The sequence below is a fragment of the Citrobacter amalonaticus genome, assembly GCF_002918555.1.
Lineage (GTDB): Bacteria > Pseudomonadota > Gammaproteobacteria > Enterobacterales > Enterobacteriaceae > Citrobacter_C > Citrobacter_C amalonaticus_A.
In genome coordinates this window covers 91,039-111,328 of the sequence record NZ_PQMB01000002.1, presented here as the reverse complement: position 1 = coordinate 111,328, position 20,290 = coordinate 91,039, and the positions used below count along the sequence as shown (strand labels likewise).

Sequence of the window (20,290 nt, the reverse complement as noted above, 5' to 3'; positions counted from 1 at the left end):
GCGTTATCACATTTACGCTGCAAAGTTCTTCGCAACAAACTCCCAGTTAACCAGCGCCCAGAAGTGCTCCAGGTAGCCCGGACGCGCATTGCGGTAGTCGATGTAATAGGCGTGTTCCCATACGTCAACGGTCATCAACGGCGTGGCGTCAGTGGTCAGCGGTGTCCCAGCATTGGATGTGGAAACGATAGCCAGCTTGCCATCTTTACCTTTTACCAGCCAGGTCCAGCCGGAGCCGAAGTTTTTGATCGCGGCATCGGTGAACTGCGCTTTGAAGTCAGCGAAGCTGCCAAAAGACGCGACAATGGCCTCTGCCAGTTTACCGGCTGGTTCGCCACCCGCATTCGGCGCCAGGCAGTTCCAGTAGAAGGTATGGTTCCAGACCTGTGCGGCGTTGTTAAACACGCCACCTTCAGAGCTGCGAACGATCTCTTCAAGTGATTTGCCTTCGAACGCAGTGCCTTTGATCAGATTATTCAGATTAGTAACATACGTCTGGTGGTGTTTGCCGTAGTGGTATTCCAGCGTCTCAGCAGAAATGTGCGGGGCAAGTGCGTCTTTGGCATACGGTAGTGCAGGTAATTCGAACGACATTGCTTCTCTCCTTATTATTAATATGAGTACACACAATAACCTTATTGCGTGTAAGGATAGGGTAGCAAATTGAAAGGTGATACAAAAGAAGAACTTACCCCTGCAGCACTAACTGCAGGGGAAGATTTTAGCGAATGGTTTTCGGCGTCATCACCCGGCGGGCGCCGACGTAGTGGCGTTGCCAGTAATCTTCACTGAGAGAGGTGATTTGAATTTCCTGACCGCTTCGTGGTGACTGGATAAATTTACCGTTACCCACATACACGCCGACGTGATCGGCAGTGCCGCGACCCTGCGTGCGGAAGAAGACCAGATCGCCATTTTTCAGCTCTCCACGCTCGATCGGTGCCGCATCGCGGAGGTGGTACATTTCATTTGCGGTACGCGGAATACGGAATTTAACCAGATCTTTATAGGCATAATAAACCAGACCGCTGCAATCGAAGCCGGTACGTGGAGAAGTGCCACCCCAGCGATACGGTTTGCCAATCTGGTTCATTAATTTATTCATGGCTGTACTGGTGGCTTTCTGCATCTTTACTTTATGCGCGTCGGCGATAGTGGCAGGCGCGGCACCTTTAACCTTCACACAGTGCGGCTTACGCCCTTTGCGTGGGGTGCATTTTTCAGTCCAGATAACCGCAGCCGTTTGTGCGGGAGCAGATTTGCTGCGGCGGGTGGCAGGGGTTTTATTGGCTTTTGCGACTGAGCTAGTGGTGCGTTTTTTTGACGTTGAAGCGATGGTTTTGTTACTGGCCTTACTGGTGACTTTTTTAGCGGTTTTCTTGCTGGCTGTCGTCTTCTTTTTAGCCGTTGCTGTGCTTTTCTTTTTATCTGCCGTTTTCGTTTTGGTGATGTGGGAATCGGCAACGGTAGCCCTGGCCTGCCTGGAAGCATGAGCCATTGACGTAAAGGGGAGTGTGGTAAAAAGTAAAGCACAGAGCGTGATCGAGATTCGGTTTATCCGCGCCACTGAGCAATCCTCTGTTAAGGCAGGTCTATAGTGCCTGCGTGTGATTTACAAAACCTGATGATTCTAATCTATAGAAACAGAGAAAGTTAATAGCTTTTATTGTTAAAAATTGCGTTTCGCGGTCGACTGCAAAAAAAAACAGCATCGAAAGCTCAATCAGCCCGCCTGTCGTTTCAATTCACTGAATAAACGTCATTTAGAATGCAACTTATTCCCTCAGACGATAAAATAGTGAAAGGTGATGAAAATGTTATTTTCCGATGCCAGCCTGACCCGCTACAATGTCAGACTACTGCCGTAAAAGAAGTTTAAGGAAGCAAGACAATGAGCACTACTATCGAAAAAATCCAGCGCCAGATCGCTGAAAACCCGATTCTCCTGTATATGAAGGGTTCACCAAAACTGCCAAGCTGCGGTTTCTCCGCGCAGGCCGTTCAGGCGCTTTCCGCATGCGGCGAGCGTTTTGCCTATGTTGATATTCTGCAAAATCCGGACATTCGCGCTGAATTACCGAAATATGCAAACTGGCCGACCTTCCCACAGCTGTGGGTTGATGGCGAGCTGGTTGGCGGCTGCGACATTGTAATCGAGATGTATCAGCGCGGTGAGTTGCAGCAGCTGATCAAAGAAACTGCGGCAAAATACAAGACCGAAGAGCCAGACGCTGAATAATTTGTAACCTGCCGGAGGAGCTTTTCTCACCCTGGGGAAAGCTCCTTTCAAGTTTGTCCTCATTATCCCCAGTCCAGCCCCTGCGGTGAGCTTGAAAATCCTGCCTCACGTAAAAGCGTAAACAGACGGGTTTGTCTTACCGGCTTGTCGTTAATCTCTGAGAGCGTAAACCGCAGCTTTGGCTCACGACGCAATGCGGTCGTCAGCGCTCTGAAAACGTCAGGCGGAGGCATAACATCGTTGTCCGTCCAGACAATCATCTTCTTCCCCCCCTGAGCGAGATACAACACCAATTCTCCCCCGGAGATCACGACAAATGCGCCGCTACGCCGCGTTGGAATAAGGGACGCCGGATGGGGTGGCCAGGGCAGTAACTGGCCCCAGGCATTTGCCGGATCGATTGCAGACAGGGCAACTGCGGTAAAGGCCTGACTATCTGCAACCGGTGCGGCGAGATCGCGAAGGCGATCGATCGTCAGCCGTTCCGCAAACTGGGCACCGCCCATCCCTTCGACAAAACGCCCGCGTAATATGCGACCCGAATCTTCCATGCCCCGGCAGAGAGTTTGCATGGCAGGAAATCCCCCCGGCACATTCTCCGCAACCACGGCCTGGCGACTAATTATGCCGTAGCGATCGAGCATATTCTCAGCACAGGCCAGCATCCGTTCGGTATCGTTCAGCGTCTCACTTCGCAGAAGCGACCAGCGCCCTGCAAGGGCCGGCGTGTTATAAGAAACCGACGCAGCGACGAAAGCTGAACGGGAGGTGAATACAGGCCGTCCGCGACGCATTCTGGACGATCGCCGCGGCTGTTGGCGCGTTGCCGCGGAGCGCGACAGACCACGCAATGGCGCCCAGATGTCGGTTGTGATGTAACCCTTCCAGACCAGCCCCCAAAGCGCGTCCTGCAGGGCCGCTGGCGATACCAATTCGTCATCGACAGACTCTGTCCCCGGAGAGACGAGCAATGCGCTGAGTTGCTGCGCGAACCAGGCGCCGCCGTTAGAGAGGACAGACAAGATTTTGCGCTGAGTTTCTGAAAGTGCAGTGTCGTCGTCTTCCGCCGGGGAGAGCGTCTCCGCCAGGTACTCCCGCAGATGCAGGGCAACGAGCCCGTCATCATCCCCCCGTTTTTTCTGTCCGGACCAGATAACCTCACCCGTCGCCAGAAGCTCGTCAAGCATCTCCGGTGAATAATCCCGGACGCGGGCGGGAAAGATCTGGCTTTCCCAGAGTGAGGCCGGCAGGCTCAGTCCGGCAAGTTGCTCAATGATTCGCGTGACACCGTCATTTCCTTCAAGCGCACCTCCCGGTGAGGCTACTACGTACAGTGCCGGGCTGCCATCGCTTGCAGAGATTAACCCCTGACGCTCCAGAAGCAGGCGTGCGTAGAGGGTTGCGCTAACCGGTTGGGTCGCCGCTCTGGCAGCCTGTAGCGAGCGGATCCGGAGCCGATGGAAAACCTCTTCACTCACCCAGCTTGCGGATTGCGCTTCCTCCTCAATGGAAGGGGATCCCGATCGCAACAGAAGCAGTAAGCCTTGTTCCCGTAACGTGTGGAGCTGTTCTTTTGCCACCGCCACACCCAACCCGAATGTCTGCGCTATTTGCGCAGCGGTAAAAAGGGTGTGTGTACGGCTATAGCGAAGGAAAAGATCGCGCAGCGGGGTACTCACTGGATTCAGCCACGCCTCAGGGAGTGCTGGTGGTAGCTGCACACCCAGCGCATCACGCAGTCTGGCGGCATCGTCCATGCCGGCCATGTGCGTAGAACCCGCGATAATGACAGAAAAAACGCGCTTCTCGAGCGTAAGTTTATGAAGGAAAACGTCAATGTCGTTCAGGCTCCCCTCATGTCTTGCGGCAATATCCGCCACGGTCATTGGCCCCAGTTCCCGAAGCAGATCGAATACGCCTTCCATTCCCTGCGCTTTTCTACCGGGAGCCTGACGCTGAAGCTCATCCTCAACCTGACGAATAATATCCGGGTCAAGCAGTTCGGCCGGATCGCCCTGGCCCAGCAGGTTGCCCAGTAATTCACTGTCCAGCGCCAGTACTGAGGCACGACGCTCTGCCAGCGGTGCGTCGGTGGCATACATAAACTCAGCGACGTAGCCGAACAGCAGATCCGTGGCAAAAGGGGAAGGTGATGGGGTTGTGACCTCTGAAATCTGGATCTCTCCCGTCATTAATCGGCGCATAACCCGATCAAGGGCTTCCAGATCGTAGACATCCTGGAGGCATTCCCGCGCTGTCTCCAGGATAATGGGGAAATCCGGATACCCGGCGGCGATCTCCAGAAGTTGGCCTGCCCGTAAACGCTGCTGCCAGAGGGGGGAACGACGCCCCGGCGTACGTCCCGGCATTAACAGAGCGCGGGCTGCGCATTCCCTGAAGCGGGCAGCAAACAGTGCGGTACTGCTCACGGCTTGCCTGACAATACGCCGCAGTTTTTCTGGCTCAAAGAGGAAAACAGCAGCATCAGGCAGTTTGCCCTCGGTGTCCGGAATGCGGGCGACGATCCCATCATCACTGGCGACAATCGACGCATCCACTCCCCACATGGCGTGGAGACGTCCGGCGATCGCCAGTGCCCACGGGGCATGCACTCGCCGACCATAAGGTGAATGCAGAATAACGCGCCAGTCGCCCATTTCGTCACGGCAACGTTCCAGCACCAGATGGCGGCTCCAGGGCAGAATGCCCGTGGCCGTTTTCTGATCCTCAATCAGCCCTTTAATATTGATGAGAACATTGTCGCCTGTCAGCGTCTGAGAACGTGGCTGTTCGGTGGGGTTATCTTCCATCGCATGGATGAAATCGCCAATACGTTCTCCCAGTTCCGCCGGACGACCAACGCCTTCTCCTCGCCAGAACGGAAGTCTGGCAGACCGTCCCGGCGCGGGCGTGACGATAACCTGATCGCGGGTGATTTGCTGAATACGCCATGAACTGGCGCCAAGAGTGATGATGTCGTTAACACGGGACTCGTACACCATCTCTTCGTCCAGCTCTCCTACGCGTCGGGAACCCGCCTGTTCTTCGCCTTCCGGTAGCAGGACGCTGAACATCCCGCGATCGGGGATGGTACCGCCGCTGGTGACCGCAATAAGCTGCGCCCCAGGTCGGGCCGTTAGCAGCCCGGTTTCACGGTTCCACACGAGACGCGGACGGAAAACGGCAAAATCACCGGAGGGGTAACGCCCCGCCAGCATGTCCAGCGTGGCGTCAAAAACGTTTCTCGGCAGCGTCTTCCAGGGGGCTGCGCGGCGAACGATGTCATACCAGCTGTCAACGTTCAGGGCCTCCATAGACACTGCGGCGACGGTTTGTTGCGCCAGAATGTCCAGCGGATTGCGGGGCAGCGTCAGCGTCTCAAGCTGTCCTGCGGCCATACACTCAACAATGACGGCTGAATCAATGAGATCCCGCCGGGTTCTGGGATAGAACAGACCTTTTGATACGCCACCGACCTGATGCCCGGCACGACCAATTCGCTGTAGCCCGCTGGCGACGGAAAGCGGGGTGGCGACCTGGATGACCAGGTCTACGGCTCCCATATCGATTCCCAGCTCCAGGCTTGACGTGGCCACCACGCAGCGAAGTTCACCGGATTTCAGCGCGTTTTCCGTTACCGCGCGCTGTTCTTTGGAAACCGAACCATGATGTGACCGGGCGATAAACACATCCGTGTCCAGCCCGCGGTTGCTGGTGGAGCCGGTTAAGGAGCCATAGTGCACGGGTGCGGCTGGGACGGTCGGGGAGTGCTGCTGGCGTGAGAGATAAAGTTCGTTCAGCCTGGCCGTCAACTTTTCCGCCAGTCCGCGAGAGTTTGTGAACACAATAGTGGAACGATGGCTAAGCACCTGATCGAGAATGCCAGATTCGATGCGCGGCCAGATTGAACCTTCTCTTCCGCTGTGGATGAGATCCTCCGTGCCGGTACTGTCAGAGAGTACGTCATCGAGATTGGTGACTGGCGCAATTATACGGATGTCGGGATGACGGGCTGAGGGGGGATTCACGACGGTGACCTTGCGATCGCCGCCAAGAAACGCCGCGACTTCATCTACGGAACGAACCGTTGCCGACAGGCCGATGCGCTGTGCAGAACGCCCAAGAAGGGCATCCAGTCGTTCAAGACTGAGCGCGAGATGCGCGCCACGCTTTGTCCCTGCCACCGCATGGACTTCGTCGATGATAACCGTTTCAACGCCTCGTAGCGTCTCTCTGGCGCGAGAGGTGAGCATCAGGTAAAGCGACTCCGGTGTTGTGATCAGGATATCCGGGGGATTACGGCTGAGCTTTGTCCGTTCCTGGGTGGGGGTATCGCCCGTACGAATACCGGCCTGGAGAGCCACATCGGGGGCACCCTGTTTTTTCCGTTCTTCGCTTATCCCTTGCAGGGGAATTTGCAGGTTGCGTTGTACGTCGGTGCCCAGCGCTTTTATCGGCGAAATATAGAGGATCCGCGTGACTTTCTTCTCTTTTGCGGCTGGCGTTGTCTCGTTTCTCTGCTCGCCTTCGCGAAACAGTCGATCCAGCGCGTAAAGAAAGGCGGCCAGCGTTTTACCGGAGCCGGTTGGCGCAATAACCAAAGCATGTTGACCAGCTCCGGTAACGGCCCATGTTTGCGACTGAACCTGCGTTGGTTGCTTAAATGCGGACGTAAACCAGTCGCGCGTGGCCCGGGAGAAAATATCTGGCAGGTGAGGTGACGGTGCGTTTTTTTCTGACATTCTCCCTGTCCTTTGTAACGTTGGCGGCGCAAACCCTTTTTACAGAATAGCGGGAAATCAGCCGTCCGCATTGATACTGGTCAAATATACAGTGTCGGGGGAGGGGGGAACGGATGCCTGATAAGCGTGCGTTATCAGGCAATCAATCAGGCTTGTTCAGGCAGGGGTAAGGGCCAGCCGCCCAGACGTTTCCAGCGATTGACGATTTCACAAAACAGCACGGCCGTACGCTCGGTATCATAGAGTGCTGAATGGGCCTGTGTGCCATCAAACTCCATTCCCGCCGCCAGACATGCCTTCGATAACACCGTCTGTCCCAGTGCCAGGCCGCTTAATGCCGCGGTATCAAAGGTTACAAACGGGTGGAAAGGGTTGCGCTTGAGCGAGGCGCGCTCTGCGGCAGCCATCATAAAGCTGTGATCGAATGTGGCGTTATGCGCGACCATAATCGCGCGGCTACAGCCGGTATCTTTAATGCCTTTACGCACCATTTTGAAAATCGCGTGCAGGGCTTCATACTCGCTAACCGCCCCGCGCAGGGGATTCGTGGGGTCAATACCGTTAAAGGCGAGCGCCTCAGGTTGAAGGTTTGCGCCTTCAAATGGTTCAACGTGAAATTGCAGCGTCGTATCCGGCATCAGCCAGCCTTGCTCATCCATTTTCACTGTGATGGCGGCGATCTCAAGCAGCGCATCGGTTTTGGCATTAAATCCAGCCGTTTCAACATCAATGACAACAGGATAAAAACCACGAAAACGGTCGCACAGACCGGTAAGTTGAGCGTTATCGGACATCTGAGTCTCTTAATACGGGAAAATTGCTGCGCGCATTATGCCAAAAATCAGGCCGGGATGCAGTAAAACAACGGGCGCAGAGAGACTGCGCCCGGCAGGGATCAATTACCAAGACCGCGACCGGCGTCTTTTTCTTCAATCAGTTCGATTTTATAGCCATCGGGATCTTCGACAAAGGCGATAACCGTAGTGCCGCCTTTAACCGGACCGGCTTCACGGGTGACGTTGCCACCGTTCTGACGGATACGTTCGCAGGCTTGTGCCGCGTTATCAACGCTCAGTGCGATATGGCCGTAAGCGGTGCCCGGTTCATATTTATCGACGCCCCAGTTGTAGGTCAGCTCGATCACCGCTTCATCGCTTTCCGCGCCGTAACCAACAAAAGCCAGAGAATACTTATATTCCGGGTTTTCACTGGTACGCAGCAGCTTCATGCCCAGCACGTTGGTGTAGAATTCAACAGAACGTTGCAGGTCGCCAACGCGCAGCATGGTATGGAGTAGACGCATCATTTTCCCCTTAAAAATGGCTAATACACCCGTCATATTTCAGGTTGCTGGTGTGTTGATTTTCCGGCAACTGAATTATTTTGGGTGTACATTCAAAATGTTGTTTTAGTATAGCGGCGTTTTCACGCCGCCATCAATGCGCGATTATAAGGTAGGGTAGTCGGTATAGCCTTCCGCGCCACCGCCATAGAAGCTTTCAGCACGCTGCGGATTCAGTTCCGCTTTGCTTTTCAGCCGCGCCACGAGGTCCGGGTTAGCAATGAAATCGCGCCCAAACGCGACGGCATCAATCAGACCTTTTTCAATCAGCGATTCTGCTTTTTCTGGCGTGTAAGCGCCAGCACCGATAATCGGGCCGTGGAAGCGCGCACGCACTTTTTCGCGGAAGGCGTCGCTGTACGGTTCGCCGCCAGCCCAGTCAGGTTCAGACATGTGGAGGTAGGCAATACCGCGTTTGCCCAACTCTTCGATCAGGTACAGCGCATCGGCTTCTTCATTCGGGCCGTTATCGACATTCTGGAACGTGCCGATTGGGGAGACGCGAATACCAATACGCTCTGCGCCCCACTCTTTAATACCGGCATCCACGACTTCAAGAACCAGGCGTGCGCGGTTTTCAACGCTACCGCCGTACCGATCGGTGCGCTGGTTGGAAGACGGAGAGAGGAACTGATGCAGCAGGTAACCGTGCGCAGAGTGCAGTTCTACCAGGTCAAAACCGGCTTCACGCGCGTTGGCGATAGCCTGACGGAAATCGTTGACAATCCCCGGGATTTCGTCCGTTTCCAGCGCGCGCGGCATGGAAGTATCGACGCGGGTGGCGTGGCCGTTTTCATCGCGCAGAGAGGTGCGTGTACCGGCGCTGAGCGCAGAGGCGGAAACAGGAGCCTGACCACCAGGTTGCAGGCTGGTATGAGAGATGCGCCCGGTGTGCCACAGTTGCACGGCCATATGACCGTTTTCGGCATGAACGCCGGCAGTAATTTTTTTCCACGCTGCGATCTGCTCATCGCTATGCAGCCCCGGTGCGCCAGCGTAGCCCTTCGCCTGTGCGGAAATTTGCGTTGCTTCACTGATGATCAGACCCGCGCTGGCGCGCTGGCGATAGTATTCCGCCATTAATGGCGTCGGGATATCGCCAGGTTCAATGCTGCGCAGACGCGTCAGCGGCGCCATAAAAACACGGTTTGGTGTGGTGATCGCCCCCACTTTCAGGGGGGTAAACAATTTTTCAGATGACATAATGGGTTCCGTATAAGTATAAATAGACCGGTCGTCTAGTCATGAGTGAAATAAAAACGCCCGTCAAACGTCAGGCGCTGCAATGATACTTTTTACGTGCGCCAGCGCATTTTCGAGCGGTGTGGCACTACGGGAAATCTTGGCCTGCAGGTTTGCACCCAGCCACAGGGCATAAAGAATTTGCGCCTGCTGTAGCGGTTCACCTGTAAATGTTAAACACTGTTCGTCGCGGCCTTTATCCAGCGCCTGCGCCAGTATGGACATAATTTTCCTGGCACCGTTGTCCATTGCCGTGCGCATATCTTCCGAAAGATCGCACACTTCGGCGGACAGCTTTACCGTCAGGCAACCGCTGATAATTCCTTGCTGGCAAAACTGATTCAGGGTTTCCTGATAGTAAGCCAGGATGCGGTCGCGATAGTTTCCGGCACCGGCCGCAAAATGGTTCGCCAGACGCTGATGGTAACCGGCGAAATGCCGTTCAAGCATCGCCACGCCAAAGGCTTCTTTAGAGCGAAAGTAGTGATAAAACGATCCCTTAGGAACCTCGGCGGTTTTGAGCAGTTCACTTAGCCCCATGCCGGTGAAACCTCTCTGCATACAGAGTCGCTCGCCGGTAGCCAGTAAGTGTTCGCGGGTATCGTGTTCAGTTTGCTTGTTCATGGGATGGAGTGTAATAGACCAGTCGGTCTAATGCAAGATGGCTTGTCAGAAATCATGTTTACGTCTTCAATAGAACTATGAATTCAGCATCAGGAGGGGACGTGGCAGAACAGCTTGAGTTTTTTCCCGTCCAGAGTCCGTGTCGGGGAATCTGTCAGTCTGATGAGCGTGGCTTTTGTCGCGGGTGCTACCGTAGCCGCGATGAGCGCTTTAACTGGCAAAAAATGAGCGATGCGCAAAAACAAGAGGTGTTGCGGTTATGCCGCCAACGCCTGCAGCGTAAATTACGCGCAGGTAAGCCTGCCGGGCCGGAAGAACCTCAACAACCCTCACTCTTTTAGCCTGCTAATTGTATATACTCGGTGCAGTTTACTTCACGAGGAAGCAGTTATGGTTCAGCGTATTACTATTGCGCCGCAAGGCCCGGAGTTTTCCCGCTTTGTGATGGGCTACTGGCGACTGATGGACTGGAATATGTCCGCCAGGCAGTTGGTGAGTTTTATTGAGGAACATCTGGAACTCGGTGTAACTACCGTCGACCACGCGGATATTTATGGGGGTTACCAGTGTGAGGCGGCGTTTGGCGAAGCGTTAAGACAGGCTCCTCATCTGCGTGATCGGATGCAGATCGTCACTAAATGCGGTATTGCGACGACCGCTCGCCCGGAAAACGTGCTGGGGCATTACATTACCGATCGCGACCATATCGTGAAAAGCGCCGAACAGTCGCTTATGAATCTCGCCACTGACCATCTGGATCTGCTGCTTATCCACCGTCCGGACCCGTTGATGGATGCCGATGAGGTGGCTGAAGCGTTTACACATCTTCACCAGAGCGGCAAAGTGCGTCATTTTGGCGTGTCCAACTTTACCCCGGCACAGTTCACGCTCCTGCAATCCCGGGTGCCGTTTACGCTGGCGACCAATCAGGTTGAAATCTCCCCGGTACATCAGCCGTTGCTGCTGGACGGCACGCTCGATCAGTTGCAACAGTTACGAATCCGACCCATGGCCTGGTCCTGCCTCGGCGGCGGACGTTTGTTTAACGATGATGCGTTTGCGCCGCTGCGTAATGAACTGGAGACCATTGCCGAAGAGTTAAACGCCTCAGGCATTGAGCAGGTGGTATATGCGTGGATTTTACGTCTGCCGTCCCAGCCGTTGCCGATTATTGGCTCGGGCAAAATCGAGCGCGTGCGAGCGGCTATTGAAGCGGAATCGCTGATGATGTCGCGCCAGCAATGGTTCCGTATTCGTAAAGCGGCGCTGGGCTACGATGTGCCGTAAAAGCTGAATCCGGGATCTGCCGTCCAAAGTGGCGTCACTGCGTTACACTTAAGCGGTACACATATTCGACGGAGGTCCTATGAAGCGATTAAGTCTGGCAATGTTAACTCTGCTGGCCTGTGCCGGCGCACAGGCTGCCAGTGAAAAAGTTGAGATGAACCTGGTGACTTCGCAAGGCGTGGGTCAGTCAATAGGGTCGATTAATATTACACAAACTGATAAAGGTTTGACGTTTACACCAGATCTGAAGGCTCTCCCGCCGGGCGAACATGGATTTCATATTCATGCCAACGGCAGCTGTCAGCCCGCCATTAAGGACGGTAAAGCCTCCGCGGCCGAAGCGGCAGGTGGGCATCTTGATCCTCACAATACCGGTAAACATGAAGGTCCGGAAGGGACCGGGCATCTTGGCGACCTGCCTGCGCTGGTGGTTAATAACGACGGAAAGGCGACAGACGCCGTGACGGCACCGCGTCTGAAGTCTCTTGCCGAAATTAAAGATAAAGCGCTGATGATCCATATCGGTGGCGATAATATGTCCGATCAGCCAAAACCACTTGGCGGCGGCGGGGCGCGTTATGCCTGTGGGGTCATCAAGTAGTTAATGCGTCAATGTTCCTTCTGGCGGCGCTTGTTCAAGCTGAGACAATGAGCAGTGCAGTCGCCAGATGATTGCGGCCAGTTCTTGTGCGGCACCCAGATGGTGATGCGCCAGCGTGTCACAAATCCTTTGCAGCTCCTGCAACGTGGTGGCCAGCGGACGCTGCTGAACCCCACGTTCGCTCATCACGTCACGCAACAGCGAAATACAGACGTCCCGAACCCTGGAAAGGGGATCGGAGCGTGATTCCCAGGCGCGAAGCTGCCACACCACATGGGAGCAGTTCAGTAGTACCACCCCCCAGCGCAACAGCCAGCGTCGTGCCAAAGCATCCTGACTATTACTGAGCTGGCTGACGTGATGATAGGTCAGCGATTCAAATTCGCTTTCGCTGTGTGATGGATGGCGGCTGAGCTGATCGACAAAATCCCGGCGCAGGGCGCGAATATGCCGACGACTTTTTCGCGCATCGGAACCCGGACGTAAAATAGCAAATGCCAGCCAGGACAGCCCGACGCCGACAATTTTCGCCGTATTGTCATTGAGAAAGTCAGCAAAATCGTAAACCGGGGGGTTGGTGACCGCGATAAACGATCCCATAAAGACAATCAGTTGTCCCCACAACCCCGCCAGTTTGGGCATTTGAAGCTTTAACAGTTGCATGGTTGTCAGCAGCGGGAACAGAAATAGCAGGAACTGCCAGAGGTCGCTAATCTGCACCATCAAACCAAACTTCACTACGAAACTGAACAATGAAAGGAAGATCAGCGTGCGCATCAGCAAGGTCAGGGATTTAAACGGCGTGGCGACGACGGAATAGAGGACGCTACTGATTGCCGCCAGCGTCAATGCCCCGGAGCCTGACTCCCATTGCGAGCCGATGCTCCATGCGCCAATCAGCATCAATGTGGTGAAGGTACGTAACCCGCTCCAGAGCGCCTCGGCGTTGTCTGTATGACGAGCCAGTCCGGGGCCGCGAGATACTTTCATTTGCTGTGGCTGAGCGCCATTTTCAATTAATTGTAGCTGGCGGCTGCTGTCCAGATAGACGCGGCAAAAGTAGCGCAGGCGATGCCAGAAGGCGGCATGGCGATAATCACGCCCGTCCTGAGGACGAAGTGGGGCAATAATTCGCGCCACCGTGTAGCTATCCATTTGTGGTTTTGTCAGCGCGGTCAGAAGTTGTTCAATGATTTCCCGGGTATGTTCCGGTGGCGTCGGCCAGTTTAATAACATTCTGCGCAGGCTGGAGATCACGCTGGTAAGACGCAATTGCTTATGCAGCAGGGAGTTCAACAGCGCATTCTGCCGACGAAAGCGATAATGGCTCCAGAAGGCCTGTATCCGCAGCAGGTTCATTGTCAGGATCTGCCCAATGACGCCTTCATGAGCGGAGCGGATTGCATCGGTGGTTTCCGGTTGCCAGAGCAGGCTGGCGTGTTCCAGCAGTCTGGCGTGCATGTTTTTTAATGCGCTCAGCAGCGCCGTGCCATCGGAGGTGCTGGGCAAGATCATCATCATTATGCCGCCGCACAGGATGCCGACGATAACTTCACAGACGCGGGCCTGAGCAATATCCCACAGCTGGGTGACTTCAATGGTATTGACCATCGGGAAGGCAATAATCGCAGCCGTATATCCTGCCAGTTGAAAGGCATAGGCAACGTTGTTGGTAAAGTGCGCGCAGGCCCAGGTACAAAATCCGATCCAGGCCGACATGCTGAGCAAAAACAGCCAGGGCTCATTCAGCGTGTGGCCGGCGATAATTAACGCCGCGGTTGCACCAAGCAGGCTTCCGGCGATTCGTCCCAGGCTTTTACTGATGACGCCGCCAACGGTAGGAAAGCTAACCACGGCAGCGGACGTCATGGCCCAGTAGGGTTCATCAAGATTGAGATAGTAGGCGAAGGTCAGCGCCAGACACATGGCGATCGTATTGCGTAACGCGTAACGCCATTGTCCTGATGTTGCCTTGAACCAGGGCGTGTTGTGTAAGGACAGACGCGGAAGCTTCATTAGCTTACTGACCAACAGCGACGCTGCAGGTGGTTCCGGAGACCAGCGTAACGTTATGGGGGAGATCGTTAAACTCAATGCGGACCGGCACGCGTTGCGCCAGACGCACCCAGGGGACGTTAGGCTTGATATCCGGAACCAGGCCGGAATCGCTTTCTACACTCTGATCGTAAATGGCGCGTCCGATACTGGAGACGTGACCCTGTAACTTTACGTTGCCGCTGTAGAGGGTTATTTGTGCTGGCGCTCCTTCATGAATGTGTCGAAGTTTGGTCTCTTCGAAATATCCCATTACATAAAAAGAGTGGCTGTCGACCAGGGCGAACAGGGGTTTACCCGTCGTGGCGTAGTCTCCGCTTCGCGTTGAGAGGTTTGTGATCCATCCCGCAACGGGCGCACGAACTTCAGTCTGTGCCAGTTGCCAACGCGCCTGTTTTAAGGTCGCTTCGGCAACCTCCACGCTGGCCTGCATGGCTTTAACATTCAAATTTGCGGTGTCCATCTCTTCGGCAGAGATGAAATCCCGGGACAAATGATGGCGACGATTTGCTTCATTATTGGCTTTCGCCAGATCGGACTGCGCTTTCGCTAACTGCGCCTGCGCATTCAGCTCCGCAATATGGAAGGGCGTTTTGTCGATAACGAAGAGTACGTCACCCGCGTTGACGAATTGGTTGTCTTTGATGTTGAGTGCGGTAATGCTGCCAGAGACCTGAGGTGAAATGCTGACCTGCTCGGCGCGTACCTTGCCGTCGCGCGTCCAGGGGGACTGCATGTAATAATTCCACAACCACCATCCCGCGAGAACGGCGATGACAGCAATCAGAATAGTTGAAAAGTATTTTATGGTTTTCAGCGACATAATTACCACACAATCAATAAGAGCAGAGCCAGACAGACGCAAAGTGCAAAGATGGAAAGATCCATCAGCAGGGGATGCCAGATTTCACCGGAGTAGATCCGGTCGCGCAGCAGACGATGGATGCACAGCCAGATGACAAATCCAAGCGCAAATGCTTTAAAAAAGGGAGGAAAGTAGACAGATGCGCCAATCACCAAATCTTGTAAGGGCAATCCCATTGCGTTGAACATAAACGTCACAAGCCGTATTCCTTTGCGTCAGATAGCGATGCTTTAGTTTTAACAAAAACCAATGCGGAGTGCGCTCATTTCGCATAATTTCTTAAAAATATGTCTGAGGGTAACCAAATGCAGCAATACATTTGTTTTAGCAATACAAATGCTGCACACTATTCTAAAATCAGTATAATATCTTAGCAAGCTAATTATAAGGAGATGAAATTGGAATCGCCATTAGGTTCTGATCTGGCACGGTTGGTGCGCATTTGGCGTGCTTTGATAGACCATCGCCTGAAACCTCTGGAGTTGACGCAGACACACTGGGTAACGCTGCATAACATCCACCAACTGCCGCCGGATCAATCACAGATACAGCTGGCTAAAGCCATCGGTATCGAACAACCGTCGCTGGTACGTACGCTCGATCAGCTTGAAGATAAAGGGCTGATATCGCGGCAAACCTGCGCGAGCGATCGTCGTGCGAAACGCATTAAGCTAACGGAAAAGGCTGAACCGTTAATCGCAGACATGGAAGCGGTGATCAACAAAACGCGGGGAGAGATTCTGGAAGGGATTTCAGCGCAGGAAATTGAGCTGTTGATCAAGCTGATTGCCAGACTTGAACACAATATTATTGAGTTGCAGTCTCAGAACTAAAAAGAGAAGGGAGACGTGTGGTCATGGTACGACCACACGTGAATTTACTTAGCGCGGAGAAACGGTCACCTGACTGCCGTTGCTGGCCATCACGACACGCTGACCCGCCGAGAAACGGGTATTCCCCTGTTTCTGAACAACCATAATGGTGTTGCCGTCATCCTTACGGATTTCCAGTTCCACACCCTGCGTTTTGTTCATCGCACCCTGCACACCCTGACCGGCTACGCCACCCGCAACCGCACCCGCAGCGGTCGCCAGAGAACGACCCGTACCGCCGCCTACCGTGTTCCCGAGGAAGCCACCCAGTACGGCACCACCGATCGCGCCAATGACGTTAGAGTCATCACCGCCCTGGATTTGTACCGGACGTACGTTAACGATAGTACCGTAAGTGACGCTCTGAACCTGTTTGGCTTCTGATGCGGTGTAGACGTCGCCAGAGAGGCTGTCATTATTCGCACATCCCGCTAAGGATAAGCCTGCCAGAGAAACGATCAGCACACGTTTAATCATTGAATAAATCTCCTGTTCACCATGAAACGCCACCCGGCATCCTTCATGGTCAAATTATATGGCAATTGTGCGTTAAGAGCACATACTCACCCTGAACAATGTGCAAAAAATAATAACAAACAGCTTAACCAGAAATAAACAAACTATTTATTGTGATTATCAATACCGATGCTATGACTGCTGAAATCGACAAAAATTCAGCAATGAAACGTGGAACTGGGTAAAACTTTATGGTTGAGTGTACGGGCTAAGTCATGCTTAAAAAGGAAGATGTATGAAATCGGGCCGCTTTATTGGCGTAATGTCTGGAACCAGTCTTGATGGCGTTGATGTTGTACTGGCAACGATTGATGAGTCAATGGTCGCTCAGCAGGCCAGTCTGAGCTGGCCTATCCCTCTTTCGCTCAGGCAGGCGGTGCTGGATATTTGCCAGGGGCAGCAGCTCACGCTTTCTCAGTTTGGTCAGCTCGATACCCGGCTGGGTCGTCTTTTTGCCGATGCGGTTAACGCGCTGCTGGCCGAACAAAAGCTTCGCCCGCAGGATATCGTCGCCATTGGCTGTCATGGGCAGACGGTCTGGCATGAACCCACCGGCGACGCCCCGCATACCTTACAAATTGGTGATAATAACCAAATCGCGGCGCATACCGGTATCACCGTTGTAGGCGATTTTCGCCGACGCGATATTGCACTGGGCGGGCAGGGCGCGCCGCTGGTGCCCGCATTTCATCAGGCGCTGCTGGCGCATCCTGGCGAGCGGAGAATGGTGCTCAATATTGGCGGCATTGCCAATCTGTCGCTGCTGATTCCCGGACTTCCCGTACGCGGCTATGACACGGGGCCGGGTAATATGCTGATGGATGCCTGGATCTGGCGTCAGTGCGGTAAGCCTTATGATAAAGATGCCTTGTGGGCCAGCGAGGGCACCGTCATAGTTCCTTTACTGCAAAACATGCTCAGCGATCCCTATTTTTCTGCGCCAGCGCCGAAAAGCACAGGCCGCGAATATTTTAACTATGGTTGGGTGGAGCGTCACCTCGCGGCGTTCCCGGGGATTTCCGCGCGTGATGTACAACGTACGCTGGCTGAACTGACGGCGGTCGCTATCGCTGAACAAGTATTACTGAGCGGCGGCTGCGATCGGCTAATGGTCTGCGGCGGCGGTAGCCGCAATCCGCTGCTGATGACCCGCCTGGCCGGTTTGTTGCCAGGAACCGAGGTGACCACCACCGACGAAGCCGGGATCAGCGGTGATGATATGGAGGCGCTGGCGTTTGCCTGGCTGGCGTGGCGAACGCTTGCCGGTTTACCGGGTAATCTGCCATCGGTAACGGGCGCCTCGGAACTCAGCGTATTAGGCGCTATTTTCCCTGCAAATCCGCGAACTCAGAGTTAACTGAATTTTTCTTCGTCTTTCTGCCGTTACACTCAGGACGTCAGGGAGGGTGGATTTTCGCCCTCCGGCACCAGGAGAGTCGTCAGGAAACGTCTATGAAAAAACACTTACTTATCTGCTTGCCGCTGTTACTTTCCGGTTGTAGCGTTTACAACCAGTTTGTTGATCGCATGCAAACGGATGCGCTGGAATATCAGTGTGATGAAAAACCGCTGACCGTTAACATCAACAATACCCGACAAGAGGCGAGTTTTGTCTATGATAATACCCTGCTGAATCTGAAGCAGGGTGTCTCCGCCTCTGGCGCTCGCTATACCGATGGCATCTATGTTTTCTGGTCAAAAGGTGAGAGTGCGACGGTTTACAAACGTGACCGTATCGTACTGAATAACTGTCAGTTACAAAATCCGCGGCGTTGAGATTTTCATCAGGGCGGCGCACAATAGCGCCACCCACTGACAATCCGTAGCGAATACCATGTCTTCTGATAATGACGAATTGCAGCAAATCGCGCACCTCCGCCGCGAATACACCAAAGGCGGCCTGCGTCGCCGCGATCTTCCCGCCGAACCTTTAACGCTGTTTGAACGTTGGCTGGGTCAGGCATGTGATGCCAGACTGGCAGATCCGACGGCGATGGTGGTGGCGACCGTGGATGAGAATGGTCAACCGTATCAGCGTATCGTTTTGCTTAAACACTATGACGAAAAAGGGCTGGTCTTTTATACCAACCTGGGCAGTCGCAAGGCGCATCAGATCGAAAAAAATCCGCGCATCAGCCTGCTGTTCCCATGGCATATGTTAGAACGGCAGGTGATGGTAACGGGCAAAGCGGAACGTCTGTCCACCCTCGAGGTCGTGAAATATTTCCACAGTCGCCCACGCGACAGCCAGATTGGCGCATGGGTTTCCAGACAATCCAGCCGGATTTCCGCGCGCGGTATTCTTGAAAGCAAGTTCCTTGAACTCAAGCAGAAGTTCCAACAGGGTGAAGTGCCGTTACCCAGCTTCTGGGGCGGGTTCCGCGTCAGCATCGAACAAATGGAGTTCTGGCAGGGCGGCGAGCACCGTTTACATGACCGTTTTTTATACCTGCGCGAAAACAACGCGTGGAAAATTGACCGCCTCGCCCCTTAAACCCCGAAATTTGTTGTGTTAAGCGCTAGCGCTGTGTGCGCTGGCGCTTTATTCTATAGGCCTTTCGCGTCTGGCGAAAAGTCGTGTACCGGCAAAGGTGCAGTCGTTTTATACATGGAGATTTTGATGGCAAGCAGTAACTTGATTAAACAATTGCAAGAGCGGGGGCTGGTGGCCCAGGTGACGGACGAGGAAGCGTTAGCAGAGCGACTGGCGCAAGGCCCGATCGCGCTCTATTGCGGCTTCGATCCTACCGCTGACAGCTTGCATTTGGGGCATCTGGTTCCATTGTTATGCCTGAAACGCTTCCAGCAGGCAGGCCACAAGCCTGTGGCGCTGGTCGGTGGCGCAACCGGTCTGATTGGCGATCCGAGTTTCAAAGCCGCTGAGCGTAAATTGAACACCGAAGATACCGTTCAGGAGTGGGTGGCAAAAATCCGTAAGCAGGTTGCCCCGTTCCTGGATTTCGACTGCGGCGAAAACTCCGCCATCGCGGCTAACAACTACGACTGGTTCGGCGGCATGAATGTGCTGACCTTCCTGCGCGATATCGGTAAGCACTTCTCCGTTAATCAGATGATCAACAAAGAGGCGGTGAAGCAGCGTCTCAACCGTGACGATCAGGGGATCTCCTTCACCGAATTCTCCTACAACCTGTTGCAGGGCTATGATTTTGCGTGCCTGAACAAACTGCACGGCGTTGCGTTGCAGATTGGCGGTTCTGACCAGTGGGGGAATATTACCTCCGGCATCGATCTGACCCGTCGTCTGCACCAGAATCAGGTCTTCGGTCTGACCGTCCCGCTGATCACGAAAGCCGATGGTACCAAGTTCGGCAAAACCGAAGGCGGCGCGGTATGGCTGGATCCGAAGAAAACCAGCCCGTACAAATTCTACCAGTTCTGGATCAACACGGCGGATGCCGATGTTTACCGCTTCCTGAAGTTCTTCACCTTTATGGACATTGAAGAGATCAATGCGCTGGAAGAGGAAGATAAGAACAGCGGTAAAGCCCCGCGTGCCCAGTATGTGCTGGCGGAACAGGTGACGCGTCTGGTTCACGGAGAGGAAGGTCTGGTTGCGGCGAAACGCATCACCGAAAGCCTGTTCAACGGTAACCTGGGCTCCCTGAGCGAAGCGGATTTCGAACAGCTGGCGCAGGACGGCGTGCCGATGATCGAGATGGAGAAGGGCGCGGATCTGATGCAGGCGCTTGTGGACTCTGAACTTCAGCCTTCCCGTGGGCAGGCGCGCAAAACGATTGCCTCTAACGCGGTCACTATCAACGGTGAAAAACAATCTGATCCGGAATATTTCTTCCAGGACAGTGACATTTTGTTTGGTCGTTACACGCTGTTGCGTCGTGGTAAAAAGAACTATTGCCTGATTTGCTGGAAATAATAAAAAGTCA

General features: G+C 54.2%; 19 protein-coding genes and 1 pseudogene. 9 read left to right on the top strand and 11 right to left on the bottom strand.

Going from position 1 to position 20,290, the window contains the following annotated elements; genetic code table 11:
• Window positions 1–12 precede the first annotated feature (12 nt).
• Both sodB and C3432_RS05910 read right to left on the bottom strand, forming a co-directional pair.
• Window positions 13–594 carry a superoxide dismutase [Fe] gene (gene sodB / locus C3432_RS05915; RefSeq protein WP_103775743.1) on the bottom strand — a complete coding sequence of 194 codons (582 nt, stop codon included), beginning with the start codon at window positions 592–594 and terminating at the stop codon, window positions 13–15.
• A gap of 127 nt (window positions 595–721) precedes the next feature.
• Entirely contained in the window at window positions 722–1,567 is an 846-nt protein-coding gene (locus tag C3432_RS05910; RefSeq protein WP_103775742.1) for a C40 family peptidase, read from the bottom strand.
• 324 nt (window positions 1,568–1,891) lie between these two features.
• On the opposite strand from C3432_RS05910, the gene grxD reads away from it, so the two are divergent.
• Window positions 1,892–2,239, top strand: coding sequence for a monothiol glutaredoxin 4 (gene grxD, locus C3432_RS05905; protein ID WP_103775741.1), 348 nt, complete (start codon window positions 1,892–1,894; stop codon window positions 2,237–2,239).
• A gap of 62 nt (window positions 2,240–2,301) precedes the next feature.
• Here the strand turns inward: grxD and C3432_RS05900 are convergent, their stop codons facing one another.
• The 5 genes from C3432_RS05900 to C3432_RS05880 all read right to left on the bottom strand — a co-directional run bounded on the left by C3432_RS05900 (window position 2,302) and on the right by C3432_RS05880 (window position 10,189).
• Complete coding sequence (locus C3432_RS05900; protein WP_103775740.1) at window positions 2,302–6,981, bottom strand: ATP-dependent helicase; 4,680 nt, start codon at window positions 6,979–6,981, stop codon at window positions 2,302–2,304.
• Between the two features lie 146 nt (window positions 6,982–7,127).
• Complete coding sequence (gene rnt, locus C3432_RS05895) at window positions 7,128–7,775, bottom strand: ribonuclease T (RefSeq protein WP_103775739.1); 648 nt, start codon at window positions 7,773–7,775, stop codon at window positions 7,128–7,130.
• Window positions 7,776–7,876: 101 nt separating this feature from the next.
• Complete coding sequence (gene gloA, locus C3432_RS05890) at window positions 7,877–8,284, bottom strand: lactoylglutathione lyase (protein ID WP_103775738.1); 408 nt, start codon at window positions 8,282–8,284, stop codon at window positions 7,877–7,879.
• Window positions 8,285–8,428: 144 nt separating this feature from the next.
• A complete protein-coding gene (locus C3432_RS05885) occupies window positions 8,429–9,526 on the bottom strand; it encodes an alkene reductase (RefSeq protein ID WP_103775737.1) in 1,098 nt (365 codons plus the stop codon).
• 63 nt (window positions 9,527–9,589) lie between these two features.
• Window positions 9,590–10,189, bottom strand: coding sequence for a TetR/AcrR family transcriptional regulator (locus C3432_RS05880; protein ID WP_103775736.1), 600 nt, complete (start codon window positions 10,187–10,189; stop codon window positions 9,590–9,592).
• 101 nt (window positions 10,190–10,290) lie between these two features.
• Between C3432_RS05880 and C3432_RS05875 the strand changes: the two genes are divergently transcribed.
• The 3 genes from C3432_RS05875 (at window position 10,291) to sodC (ending at window position 12,077) form a co-directional block, all read left to right on the top strand.
• Entirely contained in the window at window positions 10,291–10,530 is a 240-nt protein-coding gene (locus tag C3432_RS05875) for a DUF1289 domain-containing protein (protein WP_103775735.1), read from the top strand.
• 49 nt (window positions 10,531–10,579) lie between these two features.
• Entirely contained in the window at window positions 10,580–11,476 is an 897-nt protein-coding gene (locus C3432_RS05870; RefSeq protein ID WP_103775734.1) for an aldo/keto reductase, read from the top strand.
• Between the two features lie 79 nt (window positions 11,477–11,555).
• Window positions 11,556–12,077: a superoxide dismutase [Cu-Zn] SodC gene (gene sodC / locus C3432_RS05865; protein ID WP_103775733.1), complete on the top strand. Its 522-nt coding sequence runs from the start codon at window positions 11,556–11,558 to the stop codon at window positions 12,075–12,077.
• Here sodC and C3432_RS05860 read toward each other — a convergent pair.
• From C3432_RS05860 to C3432_RS05850, 3 genes and pseudogenes are all read right to left on the bottom strand, one after another.
• Window positions 12,053–14,093: pseudogene (locus C3432_RS05860) on the bottom strand (FUSC family protein). The gene sodC and the pseudogene C3432_RS05860 sit on opposite strands and share 25 nt — an antisense overlap.
• A gap of 4 nt (window positions 14,094–14,097) precedes the next feature.
• Window positions 14,098–14,955, bottom strand: a complete 858-nt coding sequence (locus C3432_RS05855; protein WP_103775731.1) for an efflux RND transporter periplasmic adaptor subunit — start codon at window positions 14,953–14,955, stop codon at window positions 14,098–14,100.
• Between the two features lie 2 nt (window positions 14,956–14,957).
• Window positions 14,958–15,194: a DUF1656 domain-containing protein gene (locus C3432_RS05850; protein WP_103775730.1), complete on the bottom strand. Its 237-nt coding sequence runs from the start codon at window positions 15,192–15,194 to the stop codon at window positions 14,958–14,960.
• Between the two features lie 195 nt (window positions 15,195–15,389).
• On the opposite strand from C3432_RS05850, the gene slyA reads away from it, so the two are divergent.
• Window positions 15,390–15,830, top strand: a complete 441-nt coding sequence (gene slyA, locus C3432_RS05845) for a transcriptional regulator SlyA (protein ID WP_103775729.1) — start codon at window positions 15,390–15,392, stop codon at window positions 15,828–15,830.
• A gap of 48 nt (window positions 15,831–15,878) precedes the next feature.
• Here slyA and slyB read toward each other — a convergent pair whose 3' ends face one another.
• A complete protein-coding gene (gene slyB, locus C3432_RS05840) occupies window positions 15,879–16,346 on the bottom strand; it encodes an outer membrane lipoprotein SlyB (protein ID WP_103776916.1) in 468 nt (155 codons plus the stop codon).
• A 274-nt stretch (window positions 16,347–16,620) separates the two neighbouring features.
• Here slyB and anmK point away from each other — a divergent pair, with 274 nt between their 5' ends.
• The 4 genes from anmK to tyrS all read left to right on the top strand — a co-directional run bounded on the left by anmK (window position 16,621) and on the right by tyrS (window position 20,280).
• Window positions 16,621–17,742 (top strand): anhydro-N-acetylmuramic acid kinase, encoded by a 1,122-nt coding sequence (anmK, locus tag C3432_RS05835; RefSeq protein ID WP_103775728.1) that lies wholly within the window; start codon window positions 16,621–16,623, stop codon window positions 17,740–17,742.
• 95 nt (window positions 17,743–17,837) lie between these two features.
• Window positions 17,838–18,161 carry a C-type lysozyme inhibitor gene (mliC, locus tag C3432_RS05830; RefSeq protein WP_103775727.1) on the top strand — a complete coding sequence of 108 codons (324 nt, stop codon included), beginning with the start codon at window positions 17,838–17,840 and terminating at the stop codon, window positions 18,159–18,161.
• Window positions 18,162–18,219: 58 nt separating this feature from the next.
• Window positions 18,220–18,879: a pyridoxamine 5'-phosphate oxidase gene (gene pdxH / locus C3432_RS05825; RefSeq protein WP_103775726.1), complete on the top strand. Its 660-nt coding sequence runs from the start codon at window positions 18,220–18,222 to the stop codon at window positions 18,877–18,879.
• Window positions 18,880–19,005: 126 nt separating this feature from the next.
• Window positions 19,006–20,280 carry a tyrosine--tRNA ligase gene (tyrS, locus tag C3432_RS05820; RefSeq protein ID WP_103775725.1) on the top strand — a complete coding sequence of 425 codons (1,275 nt, stop codon included), beginning with the start codon at window positions 19,006–19,008 and terminating at the stop codon, window positions 20,278–20,280.
• Window positions 20,281–20,290 lie beyond the last annotated feature (10 nt).